Source organism: Paraburkholderia sp. J7, assembly GCF_905220155.1.
Classification (GTDB): Bacteria; Pseudomonadota; Gammaproteobacteria; order Burkholderiales; family Burkholderiaceae; genus Paraburkholderia.
The window spans coordinates 201,431-218,107 of record NZ_CAJMYZ010000005.1; the positions used below are offsets into that span (position 1 = coordinate 201,431).

13 protein-coding genes are annotated in these 16,677 nt (G+C 67.1%); 6 read left to right on the top strand and 7 right to left on the bottom strand.

What is annotated here, in order from left to right; all coding sequences use genetic code 11:
* Positions 1-9: 9 nt before the first annotated feature.
* From U5A58_RS10325 to U5A58_RS10350, 6 genes are all read right to left on the bottom strand, one after another.
* On the bottom strand, positions 10-1,785 hold the full coding sequence (locus U5A58_RS10325; RefSeq protein ID WP_321961374.1) for an FAD-binding protein: 1,776 nt from the start codon (positions 1,783-1,785) through the stop codon (positions 10-12).
* 217 nt (positions 1,786-2,002) lie between these two features.
* Positions 2,003-2,743 (bottom strand): SDR family NAD(P)-dependent oxidoreductase, encoded by a 741-nt coding sequence (locus U5A58_RS10330; RefSeq protein WP_321961375.1) that lies wholly within the window; start codon positions 2,741-2,743, stop codon positions 2,003-2,005.
* On the bottom strand, positions 2,740-3,600 hold the full coding sequence (locus tag U5A58_RS10335; protein ID WP_321961376.1) for a shikimate dehydrogenase family protein: 861 nt from the start codon (positions 3,598-3,600) through the stop codon (positions 2,740-2,742). The genes U5A58_RS10330 and U5A58_RS10335 overlap by 4 nt, the downstream gene beginning before the upstream one ends.
* Positions 3,597-6,155: a branched-chain amino acid ABC transporter ATP-binding protein/permease gene (locus tag U5A58_RS10340; protein WP_321961377.1), complete on the bottom strand. Its 2,559-nt coding sequence runs from the start codon at positions 6,153-6,155 to the stop codon at positions 3,597-3,599. Before U5A58_RS10340 ends, U5A58_RS10335 begins: the two co-directional genes overlap by 4 nt.
* Positions 6,152-7,021 carry a branched-chain amino acid ABC transporter permease gene (locus U5A58_RS10345; protein ID WP_321961378.1) on the bottom strand — a complete coding sequence of 290 codons (870 nt, stop codon included), beginning with the start codon at positions 7,019-7,021 and terminating at the stop codon, positions 6,152-6,154. The genes U5A58_RS10340 and U5A58_RS10345 overlap by 4 nt, the downstream gene beginning before the upstream one ends.
* Positions 7,022-7,064: 43 nt before the next feature.
* A complete protein-coding gene (locus U5A58_RS10350; protein WP_321961379.1) occupies positions 7,065-8,372 on the bottom strand; it encodes an ABC transporter substrate-binding protein in 1,308 nt (435 codons plus the stop codon).
* 207 nt (positions 8,373-8,579) lie between these two features.
* On the opposite strand from U5A58_RS10350, the gene U5A58_RS10355 reads away from it, so the two are divergent.
* Positions 8,580-9,635, top strand: coding sequence for a Gfo/Idh/MocA family oxidoreductase (locus tag U5A58_RS10355; protein WP_321961380.1), 1,056 nt, complete (start codon positions 8,580-8,582; stop codon positions 9,633-9,635).
* A 4-nt stretch (positions 9,636-9,639) separates the two neighbouring features.
* Here U5A58_RS10355 and U5A58_RS10360 read toward each other — a convergent pair whose 3' ends face one another.
* A complete protein-coding gene (locus tag U5A58_RS10360; protein WP_321961381.1) occupies positions 9,640-10,545 on the bottom strand; it encodes an NAD(P)-dependent oxidoreductase in 906 nt (301 codons plus the stop codon).
* A 143-nt stretch (positions 10,546-10,688) separates the two neighbouring features.
* Here U5A58_RS10360 and U5A58_RS10365 point away from each other — a divergent pair, with 143 nt between their 5' ends.
* The 5 genes from U5A58_RS10365 to U5A58_RS10385 all read left to right on the top strand — a co-directional run bounded on the left by U5A58_RS10365 (position 10,689) and on the right by U5A58_RS10385 (position 16,356).
* Positions 10,689-12,461, top strand: coding sequence for an FAD-dependent oxidoreductase (locus U5A58_RS10365; protein ID WP_321961382.1), 1,773 nt, complete (start codon positions 10,689-10,691; stop codon positions 12,459-12,461).
* The gene (locus U5A58_RS10370) at positions 12,448-13,059 is read left to right on the top strand and encodes an NIPSNAP family protein (RefSeq protein ID WP_321961383.1); all 612 of its coding nucleotides are present in this window, start codon (positions 12,448-12,450) and stop codon (positions 13,057-13,059) included. The genes U5A58_RS10365 and U5A58_RS10370 overlap by 14 nt, the downstream gene beginning before the upstream one ends.
* 13 nt (positions 13,060-13,072) lie before the next feature.
* Positions 13,073-13,906: a sugar phosphate isomerase/epimerase gene (locus tag U5A58_RS10375; RefSeq protein WP_321961384.1), complete on the top strand. Its 834-nt coding sequence runs from the start codon at positions 13,073-13,075 to the stop codon at positions 13,904-13,906.
* A 111-nt stretch (positions 13,907-14,017) separates the two neighbouring features.
* Complete coding sequence (locus U5A58_RS10380) at positions 14,018-15,424, top strand: MFS transporter (protein WP_321961385.1); 1,407 nt, start codon at positions 14,018-14,020, stop codon at positions 15,422-15,424.
* Positions 15,425-15,504: 80 nt separating this feature from the next.
* The gene (locus tag U5A58_RS10385; RefSeq protein ID WP_321961386.1) at positions 15,505-16,356 is read left to right on the top strand and encodes an IclR family transcriptional regulator; all 852 of its coding nucleotides are present in this window, start codon (positions 15,505-15,507) and stop codon (positions 16,354-16,356) included.
* Positions 16,357-16,677: the final 321 nt, after the last annotated feature.

Genomic DNA, 16,677 nt, shown 5'->3' on the forward strand with positions numbered 1-16,677 from the left:
TTCTCCGCTTCAGGCGCACGCCTTGACCGCTTGTGCGCCGCGTGTTTCGTGCGCCGCGCCGCCGCGCGCGACATGCTTCGCGATACGCCAGCCGAACACGATCGCCGGCCCGAGCGTCGTGCCAGGGCCGGGATACGTGCCGCGAAAGATCGACGCGAGATCGTTGCCGCAGGCGAAGAGGCCAGGAATCACGCGGCCCGCCTGATCGAGCACTTCGCCGTTCGCGTTGCCGCTCAAGCCCGCACTGCACGCGAGATCGGCCGGCCAGACGGTGACGGCGTAATACGGCCCGGCGCCGATGGGCCGGATGCACGGATTGGGCTGCTGGCGCGCGTCGCCATTGAAGCGGTTCATCGGACTGGCACCGCGCTCGAATGCGGGGTCCTTGCCTTCGGCGGCGGCGCGGTTGTAGCTTTCGACCGTGCGCGCGAGGCCGGCCGCATCGACCTGGAGTTTCGCAGCCAGTTCGGCAAGCGTATTGCCCTTCACCAGATAGCCTGAGCGCTCGAAGCCGGCAATACGCCCCGCGCTGCGGCCCGGCATCAGCAAGCCGAGGCCATATTCGTGGATGAACGCCGCATCGACGATCAGGTGCGCGGGCACGCGCGGTCCGGTGGCACCGTTCTTCTGCGCGTCGCGCAGCATACCCATCACGAAGTCGTGATACGAGTCCGATTCGTTCACGAAGCGCTCGCCCCGGCCGTTCACCGCAATGAGCCCCGGCTTTGCGCGGTCGAGGATGATGTGCGGCCACACGCTGTCGTCGTCCGCATGGCCGTTGCGTGCACGCTGGATCGAGCAGGGCATCCAGAGGCCGGGGCTGTCGCCGCCGTCCTCGATATTCGCGCCAATATGCCGGGCGCGGTCCACGCCGTCGCCGGTGTGCGTTAGCGGCGAGAGCGAAAGGCCGCGCGCGCCGGCGGGAAAGAGCTGATTGCGCAACGTTGAGTGGCGCGTGATGCCGCCCGTGGCGAGTACCACACCGCGCCGTGCACCTATGCGCCTGCTGCCGCCGGGCGTGGCGACGATCGCGCCTGTCACGCGGCCGTTCTCGCGTACGAGTTCGACGAGCGGCGTGTCGAAGCAGACCTCGATGTCGCGTTTGCGCAGGCTGTAGTAGAGCCGTGCGGCGAGTGCGTTGCCCATGACGAGTTGCGTGCCGCGCGGGTAACGCAGCCGGTCCATCGCATAGCGGCCCAGGACCGCGAGGGTGCGCCGGAAGTTGGCGAGCGATGCGAACGGCGCTAGCAGCGCGCTCAGATCGCTGCGCGCGACCATCATGCCGCCGAGTCCCATGAACTCCTTGCGCGGCGGCCGCACGCGCGCGAAGGCCTGGCCGAGCACGCGCGCGTCGAACGGCGCGGGCACGAGCGCGCGGCCGCCATAGGCCGCGCCGGGGCCGCTCACGTAGTCGGGGTGGGCGGCGGCGGCCACGAACTTGACGTCGCTGATGCGGGCCAGTTCGTCGATGGCTTGCGGGCCGCTTTGCAGAAAGGCCTCGCGCGCTTCGTCGCCGCCGCGTGCGCCGACCACCGACTCGAGGAAGCGCCGCGCGTCGTCGACGCTATCGGGCACGCCTGCTTCTACGCTCAGCTTCGTGCCCGGCACCCACGTGGTGCCGCCCGATGTGGACGTGATGCCGCCCACCATGCCGGTCTTTTCGCAAAGCAGGACCTTCAACTTCTCATGGTCCGCCACGAGCGCCGCCGTCATGCCCGCCGCGCCCGCGCCGAATATCAGCAGATCGACTTCCTCGTCCCAATCTTGTTGCCCTGCCGCATTCATGTCCGTGCCTCCTCCATGCTGTTTCGCCGCGCACCCCTCGAAGGGCGCGGAAGGCGAACGATGTCTTTGATGATAGTGGAATCATATTCCAGTTATTTAAAAAGTAGAACATGATTCAATAAAATGACGCCGACGCCGGATTGCGCCCTTTAAACCCGGTGCACAATGCCCACGCCAACGGTCACCGGGTTGCGCGTGGAGGAGGGCGAGAAGCGAGTCAGTAGGTGGCGCGGCCTCCAGAAAGGTCGAAGGTGGCGCCGCTCGAGAACGAGCATTGGTCGGAGGCGAGCCAGGCCACGAGGTTTGCCGCTTCGTCCGCAGTTCCCGCGCGCTGCATCGGGATTTTTGCGAGGCTTGCGCCGAGTGCATCCGGTGTCATCTGCGCGAGCAACGCCGTCTCGATCACGGCGGGCGCGATGCAGTTCACGCGAATCGGTGTGAGCGCCAGCTCTTTGCCCATGGATTTGGTGAAGGCGATCACGCCTGCCTTTGCCGCCGAATACGCCGACATCTGCGGATTGCCTTCCTTGCCCGCGATTGAAGCGAGGTTCACGATGCGCCCGAATCCGGCGTCGCGCATCGGCTGCACGGCCGCGCGCGAGCAGAGGAATACGCTGCGCAGATTCACGTCGATGCAGCGCTGCCAGGCCGCGAGGTCGCAGTCGGCCACGTTCGCGACCGGCCCCGTTGCGCCGGCGCTGTTCACGAGCACATGCAGCGCGCCGAAGCGCGCGAGCGTTGCATGCATCGCTGCCGCGACGGAGGTTTCGTCGGTGACATCCACGCGCACGCCCATGGATATGCCTTCGGGCAGGGTGGCGGCGACTTGCGCAGCCGCGTCGCCGTCGAGATCCCAGAGCGCCACGCGGTGGCCGTCGCGTTGCAGGCGCGCCGCAATGGCACGCCCGATGCCGCCCGCGCCGCCGGTCACGACCGCAGTCCGCGAGCCCGTGATCATGCCTGGGAATCCAGAAGGAATTCCACCATGCGGTCGCACACGCGCGCGAACATTTGCGTGCCCGTCACCGTCTTGCAGCCGCGAGCGCGAGACGCCTCGATGAAGGGCGTGAGCGGCGGCTTCGTGACGACATCGCCAACGAAGGTGCTGGCGGGCAGGCGCGAGACATCGATAGGCAACGGGTCTTCGGGGCGCATGCCCATGGGCGACGCGTTCACGACCACGTCGAACGCTTCTGCGGCGACGTCGGCGGCGGCCACGCGCACCGCGCCACGCCCGAGCGCCGCGAGCCGCTCGACGAGCGAGCCCGCGCGCACGCTGTCGTTGTCGCGCACGTCGAGCGAGGCGACGCCCGCGTTGACGAGTGCCTGGGCGATAGCCGAACCGGCGCCGCCCGCGCCCACGAGCAACGCGCGTTTGCCGCGCAGGTCGCAGCCTTCATCGGCGAGCGCGGCGACGAAGCCGGTGCCGTCGAACATGCCGCCGTGCCAGCCGCCGTCCGCCGTGCGGCGCAGCGTGTTCGCCGCGCCGAGAAACGCGGCTTCTTCGGAGAGGCTCGTGCAGAATCCCGCGGCGCTGAACTTGTGCGGCACGGTGATGATGACGCCGTCGACATTGCGCATGGGCGCCACGCCCGCAAAGAATGCCGCGAGATCGGCCGGCGCGACATGCGCGGGCACCACGAGCGCGTCGCGGCCCGCTTCGCGCAGCGCCGCCGTCACGCCTTTGGGCGAGCGTACCTGCGCGATCGGATCGCCCACGATGAAGTAGACGCGCGTGGCGCCGCTCAGGCCTTCGTCGAGCGAAATCGGTGTGGCCGCAACGTTCTGAACGGGCGTGGAAGAGTGGGAAGTCATGCTGATTTCATCTCCTGGGTTGTGCCGGCATCGTCGTGCATGATGCCCAGCAGTCTTGCTTGCGTGAGCGCGTCCTGCTCCAGTGCGCTCGCGCTGCTTTCGTAAGCGACGCGGCCGTTGACGAGCACGTAGGCGCGATCGGCGATGGGCAGCACGATGTCTGCCTGATGCTCGACGATCACGACGCTCGCGCGCTCGCGCAGCTTCACCACGGCGTCGAGCACTTCCTGCACGACGGCGGGCGCGAGTCCTTCGAACGGCTCATCGAGCAGGATCGCTTTCGCGGGCGCCATGAGCGCGCGCGCGATGGCCACCATCTGCCGTTCGCCGCCCGAAAGATGCTCGGCGCGTGCGTCGCGGCGCGTGGCGAGGCGCGGGAACAGCGCGAACATCTCCTCGACGCTCGCGCCGCCCCTGCGCGCGGCGAGCCGCAGGTTCTCGCTCACCGTGAGATTGGGAAAGAGGCGGCGGCCCTCCGGCACCATCGCGAGGCCGAGCCGGTTGATCTCATGCGCGGCGCGGCCGGTGATGTCGTGGCCGTCGAAGGTGATGCGGCCCGCCGTGACGTGGGCGACGCCAGTCGCGGCGCGCAGCGTCGTGGTCTTGCCCACGCCGTTGCGGCCGAGAATCGCCACGACTTCGCCTTCGTTGAGCGTGAGGTCGACGCCGTCGAGGATCGTGTTGCCCGCGTAGCCCGCTTTTACGCCTTCGAGACGCAGCAGCGCGCGCGGCGCGGCGCCCACCGCGCCTGGCCGCTGCTCGCCGCCGCGCGCGGCGAGGCGTGCATCGACGGGCCGCTGCCCTTTGGCATGGCCCATGTAGGCCTCGATCACTTCGGGGTGCCGAGCGACGTCGGCAGGCGAGCCGTCCGCGATCAGGCGGCCTCGGTGCAGCACGCTCACGCGATCCGAGATGGTGAGAACACGATCGATGTCGTGCTCGATCAGCAGCACGGCGTGATGGTTCGCGAGTTCACGGATGATGCTTGCCACGCGGGCCCGATCGGCTTCGGCAAGTCCGGCGAGCGGCTCGTCTAGCAGCAGCAGCCGGGCTTCGGTAGCGAGCGAGAGCGCGATTTCGAGCAGGCGCTGCTCGCCGTGCGAGAGGCTTTCGCAGGCGTGTGCCGCGCGATCGGCGAGGCCGACTGTGGCGAGCAGTGACCACGTGCGCGCGTTCTGCTGGTCGAGCGTATGAGCGTCGTGCCACAGGCCAACGCGCTCGCGCTGCGCGGCCTGCACCGCCACACGCACGTTCTCGAACACCGTGAGGTTGCGAAACACGCTGAGGATCTGGAACGAGCGGCTCATGCCCAGGCGCACGCGGCGGAACATGGCGAGCTTCGTCACGTCCTGGCCGTCGAAGGTGATCGTGCCCGCGCTCGGCCACAGCACGCCGGTGAGCATGTTGAAGAAGGTGGTCTTGCCCGCGCCGTTCGGGCCGATGAAGCTGTGCAGGCGGTACGGGTACACGTCGAGGTCGATCTTCTCGGCGGTCACGAGCGAGCCGAAGCGCTTCGAGAGCCCGCGCACGCTCAGCACGGGCTTTGCGGGATCGGCGTCCACGCGGTTTGCGCGATACGGCGCGATGATCTCGGGGCGCGAAGGAATCGTGTTGCGCACGAGCGTCCAGCGTGGCCGACGCAACAGGCGTTGCACGAGACCCTGAATGCCTTCGGGCGAGAAGAACGCAAACGCGATGATGATCGGCGCGAAGATCAGCCACCAGTGCTCGGTGAGGCTGCTGAGCTTGTCTTCGAGCAGGATGAACGCAATCGCGCCCCACAGCGGACCGAGGAACTGGTGCACGCCGCCCAGCACGGTCATCAGCAGGCTGTCGCCCGCGTGCTCCCAGCTCAGGTTGTTCGCGTAGGCGCCTTGCAGCATCAGGCACAACAGGCCGCCTGCATAGCCGATCACCGCCGACGAGATCACGAACGCCTGGAGCTTGAGCCGGTAGGTGTCGTAGCCGAGGCTCGCAGCGCGTTGCTCGTTGTCGCGCAGCGCCTGGAGCGCGCGCCCGAACGGCGCGTGCACGAGACGCCAGAGCGCCCAGGCCACGGCGATTACCGTCACGCAGGCAAACACATGGAAGCCCACCGTCGTCGAAAAGGTCGGGCGCGGCACGTTTTGCAGGCCGTTTTCGCCGCCGGTCACGTCGGTCCACTTGAATGCGATCTCGAAGGCGATTTGCGAGCACGCGAGCGTGAGCAGCGAGAAGTAGAGGCCGCGCCGGCGCAGCACCACCGCGCCGATCAGCGCGGCCATCGCGGCTGTCACGATCACGCTCGCGGCGAGCGCCACCATTTCGTTGCCGATGAAGCGCTGCAACGACACCGCCACGAGATACGTGGACGTGCCGAAGAACACCGAAGCGCCGAACGGCACGAGCCCCGTATAGGCGACCAGCAGGTTCACGCCCATGCCATAGAGCGTGTAGATGGCGATTTGCGTCGCGCGTTCGAGCGGCGTACCGCTTGCGGTGAGCGCGAGCGAGACGACGATCAGGCAGAAGGTCAGCACCGCAACGGGGTGCCGGGTCAGATCAGCGAGTTTCATTCGAAGCGCTCCCAGCGTTCACCGAAAAGCCCGCGAGGGCGCACGAGAAGGACGATGGCCATCAGCACGTACATCGCAACCGACGAGCCTTCGGGAAAGAACTGCACGGCCAGCGCCGTCACGACGCCCACCAGCAGCCCCGCGACCACGGCGCCCGCAAACGAGCCGAGCCCGCCGATGGTCACGATCACGAAGGCCGGCATGACCGCGGCGGTTGCCATGCCCGGCGTGACGGTAAGAAGCGGCGCGGCGAGCAAGCCGGCGGCGCCGGCCAGCAGCGCGCCGAGCGCGAATGCGCCGGTGAGCACGCACGGCAGATTGATGCCGAGGAGTCCTACCATTTCGGGGTCGCGGCTGCCTGCGCGCAGAACGCGGCCGTAGGGCGTGTACTTCATGAACGCCCAGAGCGCGACGAGAATCGCGACCGTCGCGGCCAGCACGAAAAGGCGGTACTTCGTGATGAGCAGCGGCCCGTAGACGAGAAAGCCGCTGAGCGCAGCGGGAGGGCTGAACGGCAGGCCGCCCGCGCCCCAGATAAGGCGCGTGAGCGCCGTGATGAGCAGCGAGAGCGCGAAGGTGACGATCAGGCTCAAAAGCGGCTCCTTGCCGTAGAGCCTGCGAATGAACACCACTTCGATCAGCACACCCACGGCCGCCACGAGCACGGGCGCGAGGACGACGGCGCCCCAGCCGAACTGCGTGGAAAGCGCGATGGCGAAATACGCGCCCAGCGCGAACAGCGCGCCGTGCGCGAAATTGACGATGCCAAGCAGCCCGCAGATGATCGACAGACCCATTGCGAGCAACACATAGAGGAATCCCAGCACCAGTCCGTTGACGACCTGGGACAACACCATTTCTGCCATGCCCATACTCCAGATTGCTGCGCGCGATGCATCGCGCGCGGGGTCAGCGGGCGGCCATCGTGCAGCCGATCTCCTGGCGCGTGCCGTAGAGCCGGTCGAGGTCGGCGGTGTTTTGCGGCACGACGGAGACCTGGTTGAGCCAGTCCCACTTGTCGGTGATGTGGTCCTTTACCTTGAACACGGTCCAGCGCCGCAGTAGCTGGTGATCCCACGGCCGGAAGTACGCGGGGCCGCTGCTGTCGCCTGCCTGCACCGTTTCGAGGCTCTGCACGATGTCCGCGCCCGAAGTGCTCTTCGCGTCGTTCACGGCCTTGAGCAACGCTCGCGTGGTGAACCAGCCAATCCATGCCTTGTCAGCGGGCGGCTTGCCGTACGTCGCCGTGTACTGCTTGATGAAGGCCAGTTCCTCGGGCGAATGGCCGGGCGAGCTGAAGTGCCAGGGTTTGCCGTAGTAGCCGGTCGCGGCGTCGACGTTGATCGACCAGAGGTCCGAGTCGCCGATGATCGGGCAGGCCACGGGAATCTGGCCTTTCATACCCATTTCCGCGTACTGCTTGAGGAAGGTGGAGAGGTCGCCGCCCGGCAGGCCAAGCAACACGACGTCGGGTTTGGACTGGCGGATTTTGAGGATGAACGAGCTGAAGTCGGTGGTGTTGAGCGGCGTGACGTCGGCGCCCACGATCGTGCCGCCCGACTGCTTGAGCAGATCCGACATCGAGCGCTGAATGTCCTGACCGTACGCGTAGTTCGCCACGAGGAAGTGCCACTTCTTGCCGATGGCGAGCAGCGATGGTGCGAGCGCGCGGCAGGTCACGGGCGTCGGGCTCAGCACGCGGAACGTGTACGGATTGCAACTGCTGCCGGTCAGTTCGCGCGCGGCGGCATTGGGCGCGATATAGGGCGTTTTCGTGCGCATCGCCACCGACGACATGGCGAGCGAGGTGCCGCTGTTGGTGCCGCCGATCACCGCAATCGCCTTGTCCTGCTCGACGAGTTTCTGCATGTTCTGCTGCGCCGACTGCGGGTTCGGCTCGTCGTACCAGACGAGATCGACGCGCCGCCCGCGTGCCTGGTTGCCCGCCTGGTCGAGGGCGAGCTTTACGCCGTTGGCGATCACTTCGCCCTGCTCGGTCCACACGCCTTGCTTGGCCATCAAGAGGCCGAGCTTGAGTGGCTGCTCGCCCTGCGCGCGCACGTAAGCGGGCGCCGCGAGCACCGCCGCGCCGCTCGCGAGCGCCTTGCCCGCCGTGGCGAGCCACGCGCGCCGCGAGAGTCCCGCGCTTTGTGGCGCGTCCGCCGCCGACGTTTCGAGGGCCGCAAGGGGGCTGTCCTGGTTGTGCTTTTCCGTCATGTGTCTCCGCTCCTGTCCCGTTTGGATGGGTCTGTTTCGTTGTGCCGCCACGCCGCGCAAAACCGCCGTGTCGAAAAGTTTTGTCGAACTCTAGTTTAAATTGGAATAGTATTCAACAATCAAAGGGCGTTTCAGGGTATCGGGGTATTCACCCGTAGGGGTGCCCTGGAGTCAATTTGTTCAACGGAAGCAAGGAGGAGAAAGACAATGGCAAGGAGACGTCTGGCGGTGATCGGCGCGGGCGCGATCGGCAGGATGCATGTGGAACGCGCGCGGCTTCATCCGCACGCCGAGGCGGTGGCGATTGCGGATCCATCGCCCGCCGCCGAGCAGTTCGCGCGCGCCGAAGGCCTGCGCTGGTTCGCCGACTACGCAGCGATGCTCGACGAAGTGCGCCCCGAAGGCGCGATCGTCGCGACACCGAATGCGACGCACGTGGAGGTCGGGCTCGCTTGCGTGGCGCGCGGCGTGCCGGCGCTGATCGAAAAGCCGGTTGCCGACCACGTGGAAGACGCGCTGCGGCTGGACCGCGCCGCGCGCGAGGCGAACGTGCCGCTGCTCGTGGGACATCATCGCCGCCACAATCCGATCCTGCGCCGCGCGCACGAGATCGTGCGCTCAGGGCGCCTCGGCAAGCCGGTTGCGGCCAATGCGCTCGCAACCTTCTACAAGCCCGATGCGTACTTCGACGTCCAGTGGCGGCGCGAGGCGGGCGGCGGCCCTGTGCTCATCAACCTGATCCACGACATCGACATCATGCGCTTCCTGCTCGGCGAGATCGTCGAGGTGCAGGCGCAGACTTCGAGTGCCGTGCGCGGCTTCGCGGTGGAGGACACGGCCGCCGTGCTGCTGCGCTTCGCGAGCGGCGCGCTCGGTACGATCGTCGTTTCCGACACGGCCGCCGCGCCCTGGAACTGGGACCTCGCGGCGGGCGAGGCCGCGCACTACCCGCGTCAGCAGGAGAACACGCACTTCCTGATCGGCACGGACGCGTCGCTCACGCTGCCGCAGCTCGACGTGTGGGAGTACCGCAGCGGCAAGGGCTGGCACGAGCCGTTGACGGTGGAGCGCAGCACGCCGCACACGGGCGATCCGTATTACGAGCAGTTGCGCCACTTCGCGGCCGTGATCGCGCGCGAGGAAGCACCGGTGTGCGCCGCCGACGACGGCGCGCGCACACTGGCGGCCACGCTCGCGGTGCACCGCGCGGCCGTTGCGCGCACGCCGGTGGCGCCCGCGCTGGCCGAGCTGGCGAACCGCTAGTCGATCAGGATGCCTGAAGACCGTGGCGATAGAACGCCACGGTTTCGCCTAGTCCGTGCTCGAGCGCAGTTTGCTGCAGGTCCGGCAGCAAGCGCGCGAGCGAGGGATCGTGAGGAAAGTCGGTTGCGATGGGCAGGGCAGGCCCGTTCGCGGCGATCCGCGCGCCCGGCACGATCGCTTCGATCTTGTCGATCAGCGTGGCGACCGGTGTCATCTCGCCGGCCAGCGTGAAAGCATGTGCGCCTTCGAACTCACTCAGCAGCGCAGCCTCATAGGCCGCTGCGACATCGTCGGCGAACACGAGCCCAGTCGATCCGCTGAACGGGATCGTATAGCGCTCGCCGCGCGCGGCCGCCCGGCAGGCGAGGCTCGGCCCCGCGCTCGATCCCGATTCGCGGCCCGCGCCGTAGACCACGAGCGGCCGGAAGCCAATGCTCGCGATGCCATGGTCGTGCCAGTACGCGCGCGCGGAACCTTCGCAGGCGAGCTTGAATGCGCCGTAGTGCGTTTGCGGCCATGGCGCGGCGCCGTCCTCGGGCCCAAACACGCCAGCGCTGCTGGCGTAGAGCACACGGCGCATGCCGGCGGCGCGTGCGGCTTCGAACACGTTGAGCGTGCCGATCAGGTTGATCTGCGCGCCGCGCACCGGGTTCTCCGTGCAGCCGGGCGTGAGGATGCCCGCGAGATGGATAACGGCGTCGCAGCCTTCGAGTGCGCGCGCGGTGTCGGCCGCGTTCGCGATATCGCCGGTGCGCCACTGCACCGAAGCCGCGCGCCCGGGCGCCAGCGCCTCGATGAGCCGCGGGTTCGTGCGCAGGTCGAACGCCACGCATTGCATGCCGCGCGCGAGCAGCCGCTTCATGATCCATGCCCCAAGAAAACCGCTGCCGCCGGTGATCAGTACCCTCATTGTCTTGCCTCCATGTCGTTCGTCAGGTCACAAAGTCTTTGCTAAACCTTCTTTTGTGGAATAGTATTCCAGAACGAAAAGTAATTCTACAAAGACGACGCAGCGTTGTCTCTGGAGACACAGGAAGAAAGGCGATACCGAACATGAAGCGTGAACCGATACTCGATTGCGACGTGCTGGTGCTGGGTTCCGGCGCGGGCGGGCTCTCGGCGGCGGTGACGGCGGCGGCACAGGGCTTGCGCGTGATCGTCGCGGAAAAGGAGGACGTGTTCGGCGGCACGACCGCCTGGTCGGGCGGGTGGCTGTGGATTCCGCGCAATCCGCTCGCCACGCGCGCCGGCATCCGCGAGGATATCGAGGCGCCGCGTACCTATCTGAGGAGCGAGCTGGGCGGGCAATACGACGCCGCCAAGGTCGATGCGCTGCTCGAACGTGGGCCGGAAATGATCGAATTCTTCGAGCGCCACACGGCGGTGCGTTTCATTGACGGCAACCGCATCCCCGATTTCCACACCACGCCGGGCGCGGGCAGGGGCGGCCGCTCCGTGTGCGCGAAGCCGTTCGACGGCCGCGAACTCGGTCCGCTGATCGACAGGCTGCGCCAGCCGCTTTCAGTCACGACGATCAAGGGCATGGCGCTAGGTTCAGGGCAGGATCTCGCGCACTTCTATCGCGCCACGCGCTCGCTGCGCTCAGCGCTTTATGCGAGCCGCCGCCTCGCGGCCTTCGGTTGGCACAAGCTGCGCTACGGGCGCTCGATGCATCTCGTAAACGGCAATGCGCTGGCCGCGCGGCTGTTGAAGTCGGCGGCCGACCGCGAGGTGGACCTGCGCACGCGCGCCAAGGCGATTGGACTGCTGCGCGAGGCGTCGCGCGTGACGGGTGCGCGTGTAGAGATCGACGGCGTGGTGCACGAGGTGCGAGCCGCGCGCGGCGTGGTGCTCGCGTGCGGCGGCTTTCCGCACGATGTCGCGCGCCGCGCGCGAACCTTTGCCTATACGCCTTCGGGCCGCGAGCACTGGTCGGCGGCGCCGCGCAGCAATAGCGGCGACGGCATCCGGCTTGGCGAATCGATCGGCGCGCATTTCGATGGCGCGCTGGAGGCCCCGGCCGCGTGGGCGCCCGTGTCGATCGTGCCCGCGCATGACGGCTTGAAGAATGTGGCCTTTCCCCATCTGATCGAGCGCGCCAAGCCCGGCGTGATCGCGGTCACGCGCACGGGTAAGCGCTTCGTGAACGAGGCCTCGTCGTACCACGATTTTATCGGGGCGCTGCTCGACACGACGCCGGCCGGTGAGGAAGTGTGCGCGTGGCTCGTCTGCGATCACCGCTTCCAGCGCCGCTACGGGCTGGGTTTCTCCAAGCCGTTCCCGTTTCCGGTTGGCCCGTATTGCCGCTCCGGCTACCTGAAACGCGCTGCGACGCTCGCGCAACTGGCGGCGCAATGCGGCATCGACGCGAACGCGCTCTCCGAGACGGTTGCGACCTATAACCAGTACGCGAAGCAGGGCTTCGACCCGCAGTTCCACAAGGGCTCGACGCCCTACAACCGCGTGCAGGGCGACGCCGCGCACGAGCCGAACCCGTGCCTCGCGCCGATCGAAAGCGGCCCGTATTACGCGGTGAAACTGCTGCCGGGGAGCCTGGGCACGTTTGCGGGCCTCGCCACGGATGCGCAGGCGCGCGTGCTCGACCGCGGCGGCCGCGCGATCGACGGCCTCTACGCCGTTGGCAATGACAGCGCCAGCATGATGGGCGGCTGTTATCCGAGCGGCGGCATCACGCTCGGCCCGGCGATGACCTTTGGCTATCTCGCCGGACTGTCGCTTGCCGGGACGCCGCAGATCGTTGCGCGCGCATCGGATTCTGGATCAAACACCACTCATCCTCAAGGACAATGCAATGACACTGTATGACGTAGTGACGCTCACCGTGAAGATCGGCGCGAACGCGCAGGTTTTCGAAGGCATCAAGGCCAGCGGCGATCCGCAGGGCGGCAAGCTGCTTGGCTGCTGGTACTCCGATATCGGCGCGCTCGGCAAGGTGCTGGTGCTGCGCGGTTACGAGTCGGAGACGGCGCTCGTGTCCGAGCGCAAGCGCATGCTGCTGGAAGGCAATCCGTTTGGCGTGGGCGAATTCGTCGACGACGTGAAGACAGAAAGCTATGCGCTCTTCCCGTTCCTGCCGCCCGTCGAACCGGCCGTGCATGGCGGCATCTACGAGATGCGCGTGTACGGCACGAAGCTCGGCAGCCTGCAGCACACGATCGACGTGTGGGAGCAGGCAGTGCCGGAACGCACGAAGCGCTCGCCGCTGGTGGGCGCGATGTACTCGCTCGACGGCGATGTGCCGCGCTTTCTCAACATCTGGCCGTATGCGAGCGTGGACGAGCGTTCGCGCATTCGCGCCGAAGCGGTGAAGGACGGCATCTGGCCGCCCAAGGGCGGCCCCGCGCATCTCACGACGATGGAATCGACCATCTGCGTGCCGGCGCCGTTCTCACCGCTGCGCTAACCAGGGAGACGTCATGATCAAGCCTCAACCGCGCGAGTTGTCGCTTTCGGCGTTGACCGTGCTCGAGCTGAGCCCGCCGCATATGGTGCAGTGCGCTGCCGACGCGGGCTACGACTACGTGGGCCTGCGCCTGCTGCCCGCAACCGACCACGAGGTGCGCCACGAGATCGTTGGCGACACGCCGCTCAAGCGCGAGACCCTGGCAGTGCTGAAGGATACGGGCATGCGCGTGCTCGACGTCGAGATCCTGCGCCTGAAGCCCGACACCGATGTGAACAGCTACAAGCCGATGCTTGAAACGGCCGCGGAGCTGGGAGCGCGCTACGTGCTCGTGGCGGGCAATGACCCGGACGAAGCACGCACCGTCGAAAGGCTGGGCCGGCTTTGCGACCTCGCGGCGCCGCTTGGCCTCTCGCCGTCGCTGGAGCCGATGCCGTGGACGGATGTGAAGGACATGACAGCCGGCGCGCGCATCGTGAAGGCGAGCGGGCGCCGCAACACCGGTCTCATCATCGACCCGATCCACTTCGACCGCGCGCGCTCGTCGCTTGAAGCACTGCGCGCACTGCCGCGCGAGTACTTCGGCTACGTGCAGTTCTGCGACGCCCCGGCCGAGCGTCCCACCGACCTCGACACGCTGCTGTTCCAGGCGCGCTGCGAGCGGATGATTCCGGGCGAGGGTGGCCTCGACCTCGTCGGGCTGCTGCGCGCGCTGCCGGACCACTTGCCTGTGAGCGTCGAAGTGCCGGCGGAACACTGGGCGAAGACGACACGCGCCGTGGATCGCGCGCGGCGATTGCGCCAGGCGACGCTCGCGGTGCTCGACGAGGCGCGCGCGACGACCTGAGCGCGCGTGGCGCGTTCGCATCGAGTAGCCCGGTCAGGCGGCCAATAGAAGCGCCGTCCGGGCCTGCTTATCGCAACGGAATAACAAGAAGAACATGACACGGAGACAGACATGGCTTTCTCGCAATCGGCCCAGCGGGCCACGCAGCAACACTTCTTAGGCAAGACCGCGCGCGCGCTGGACGTCCAGCAGTTTCTCGATGAACAGCCGGTCGGGCGCTTTCAATGGCTCGTGCTGCTGCTGTGCATGATGATCGTGATGCTCGATGGCCTCGATACGGTCATGATCGGCTTCATCGCGCCGTCGCTCTCCAGCGCATGGGCGATCCCGCGCGATGCACTCGGGCCCGTGATGAGCGCAGGCCTGCTCGGTCTCGCGTTCGGCGCGCTGGCCGCCGGGCCGATGTCGGACCGGTTTGGCCGCAAGACGGTGATGACGGTTGCCGTGCTCTTCTTCGGCGTCTGGAGTCTCGCTTCGGCGTTCGCGGTGAACGTGCCGTCACTGACCGTGCTGCGGTTTCTCACGGGCATCGGCCTTGGTGCGTCGATGCCGAACGCCGCGACGCTCATGGCTGAATACGCACCGCCGCGCCGCCGCGCGCTCATGGTGACGGCGGTATTTTGCGGCTTCACGTTCGGCGCTGCTGGCGGCGGTTTCGTGAGCGCATGGCTGATCGCGCAGTGGGGCTGGCCTTCGGTGTTGCTGCTCGGCGGCGTGCTGCCGGTCGTGTACGTGCCTGTGCTGATCAAATGGCTGCCCGAGTCTGCACGCTATCTGGCGCTCAAGGAAAGCCGCCGCGCGCGCCTCGTCAGCGTGCTCAACCGCTTGAAGCCGGGTTCGGCCGACGGGCACACGCGCTTTGTCTCGCACGAACCGGCACAGGCACAGCGCAGCCCGGTGCGGGCGATTCTCTCTCGCGAACATGCGTTTGGCACGGTCATGCTGTGGATCTGCTATTTCGCGGGGCTGCTCACGGTCTACCTGCTCGGCAACTGGCTGCCCACGCTGATTCGCGGTCTCGGCTTCTCGCTCGCCGAAGCCGCCGTCGTCGGCGCGCTGTTCCAGGCGGGTGGCACCGTGGGATCGGTCTCGATCGGCTGGCAGATGGACCGTTTCAATCCGCATCGCGCGCTCGGCGCAACCGTGCTCGCTGGCGGCGTGCTCGCCTGGTATATGGGCGCGTCGGCGCACCCGTTCAGCATCATCTGCGTGCTCGCATTCGGCATGGGCTACTGCATGAACGGCTCGAACACGGGCTTTTGCGCGCTCGCGGCCGGTTCGTACCCCACCGAAATGCGCGCGACCGGCACGAGCTGGATGCTCGGTGTGGGCCGCTTTGGCGGGATCGCGGGAGCAATGGTGGGCGCCGCCATGCTGCATGCGAACTGGAGCTTCGGCGCGGTCTTCACGGCGCTGGCGGTGCCGGCGGCGGTGGGCGGCCTCGCGGTGCTGCTCAAGGGGGCGCGCCATCGAGGCACGTTCGCGGCGGTGAGCGTGAGCGCGGGCATTGACCATTAGCACGCTCATGCGATTCAGCTTGAATTCCAGTGTGGAATTGTGTTCTCATTTGGCTACCACGATACGGATGAGAAAACGATATGGCAGGGAATCTTGAGCGTGCGCTCGCTGTGCTCGAACTGTTGGCGAAGAACGGGGGCCGCATGCAACTCGCCGCCATTGCGGACACGCTGGATATCCCCCGCAGCGGCACCCACCGTCTTCTGTCGATGCTGATCGACGAAGGCTTCGTGCGCCAGGATGAGGAGCATGGCGAGTACATGCTGGCCATGAAGCTCGTTTCGCTGGGGCTCATCTACCTCTCGACGAGCGGCGTGTTCGACCTCTCGCAGCCGGTCCTCGACCGGCTGGCCGAGGCCTCGGGCGAATTGGCGCGGCTTGGTGTGGTCGAGGACGATCACATCACGTTCGTCGGCAAGGCGCAGGGCGCGAAGTCGGGCTTGCGCTACGACCCCGACATGGGCAGCAACCCGCCGTTGCACTGTACCGCGAGCGGTCAGGCGTGGCTCGCCACACTGCCGGACGAGCGCGCGATCGAACTGGTGTCCAGGCAGGGCGGGCTTGGACCGAAGGCGCAGAGTATGCCGCGCGCGCCAAAGACGATCCAGCAATTCCTGAAAGATCTGAACGGTGCGCGGCAACGTGGCTACGGCATGGCCATTGAGACCTACGAGGCCGGCATGACGTCGATTGCGGCGGCGGTGCGCAATCCCGTGACTCAGGAGGTGGTCGGAATCGTAAGTCTCGCGGGACCGAGCAGCCGCTTGCCCGAAGCACGGCTCAAGGAACTCGCGCCGCATCTACTGGAGGCCGCTTCGGACATGGGGGCTGCCACGCTCAGCTCGCGACTTTTCAAACGGAGCGTGGCGTCGGCTCCTGAAGCCGCTCAGGCACCTGTCGCCAAGGGGCGCGGCAGGTCGGCGCAGAAATAAGCAGGTCTATGAGAGTGCGGCGCTGCCTCGATCGAGGCGGCGAGCGCGCTCCACGAACACGAACCCTGCGCCCGGTTCACGCTAGCCACCGCACGCTGATTGGCCCGCTCGACGCGGGGATTTTAATCAGGAATCCTGTAGAAGCACTCTCGACAGGGCGTCCGCTCGGGCAAATCCTGCATTTTTCCGCCGTCAACGCGAACGGCAAATAGCGGGATCACAAGGCCGCGTAGCTATCGATTGCATACGATCCCAATCGAATAGCCAACCCACGCTCTGGTTTCTGGTCGCTGAATCCGTACTGGTCGGTGATCGCACCTG

Coding starts and splice junctions, on each gene's coding strand:
- U5A58_RS10325 (WP_321961374.1), bottom strand. CDS start 1,785: ATGAATGCGGCAGGGCAACAAGATTGGGACGAGGAAGTCGATCTGCTG.
- U5A58_RS10330 (WP_321961375.1), bottom strand. CDS start 2,743: ATGATCACGGGCTCGCGGACTGCGGTCGTGACCGGCGGCGCGGGCGGC.
- U5A58_RS10335 (WP_321961376.1), bottom strand. CDS start 3,600: ATGACTTCCCACTCTTCCACGCCCGTTCAGAACGTTGCGGCCACACCG.
- U5A58_RS10340 (WP_321961377.1), bottom strand. CDS start 6,155: ATGAAACTCGCTGATCTGACCCGGCACCCCGTTGCGGTGCTGACCTTC.
- U5A58_RS10345 (WP_321961378.1), bottom strand. CDS start 7,021: ATGGCAGAAATGGTGTTGTCCCAGGTCGTCAACGGACTGGTGCTGGGA.
- U5A58_RS10350 (WP_321961379.1), bottom strand. CDS start 8,372: ATGACGGAAAAGCACAACCAGGACAGCCCCCTTGCGGCCCTCGAAACG.
- U5A58_RS10355 (WP_321961380.1), top strand. CDS start 8,580: ATGGCAAGGAGACGTCTGGCGGTGATCGGCGCGGGCGCGATCGGCAGG.
- U5A58_RS10360 (WP_321961381.1), bottom strand. CDS start 10,545: ATGAGGGTACTGATCACCGGCGGCAGCGGTTTTCTTGGGGCATGGATC.
- U5A58_RS10365 (WP_321961382.1), top strand. CDS start 10,689: ATGAAGCGTGAACCGATACTCGATTGCGACGTGCTGGTGCTGGGTTCC.
- U5A58_RS10370 (WP_321961383.1), top strand. CDS start 12,448: ATGACACTGTATGACGTAGTGACGCTCACCGTGAAGATCGGCGCGAAC.
- U5A58_RS10375 (WP_321961384.1), top strand. CDS start 13,073: ATGATCAAGCCTCAACCGCGCGAGTTGTCGCTTTCGGCGTTGACCGTG.
- U5A58_RS10380 (WP_321961385.1), top strand. CDS start 14,018: ATGGCTTTCTCGCAATCGGCCCAGCGGGCCACGCAGCAACACTTCTTA.
- U5A58_RS10385 (WP_321961386.1), top strand. CDS start 15,505: ATGGCAGGGAATCTTGAGCGTGCGCTCGCTGTGCTCGAACTGTTGGCG.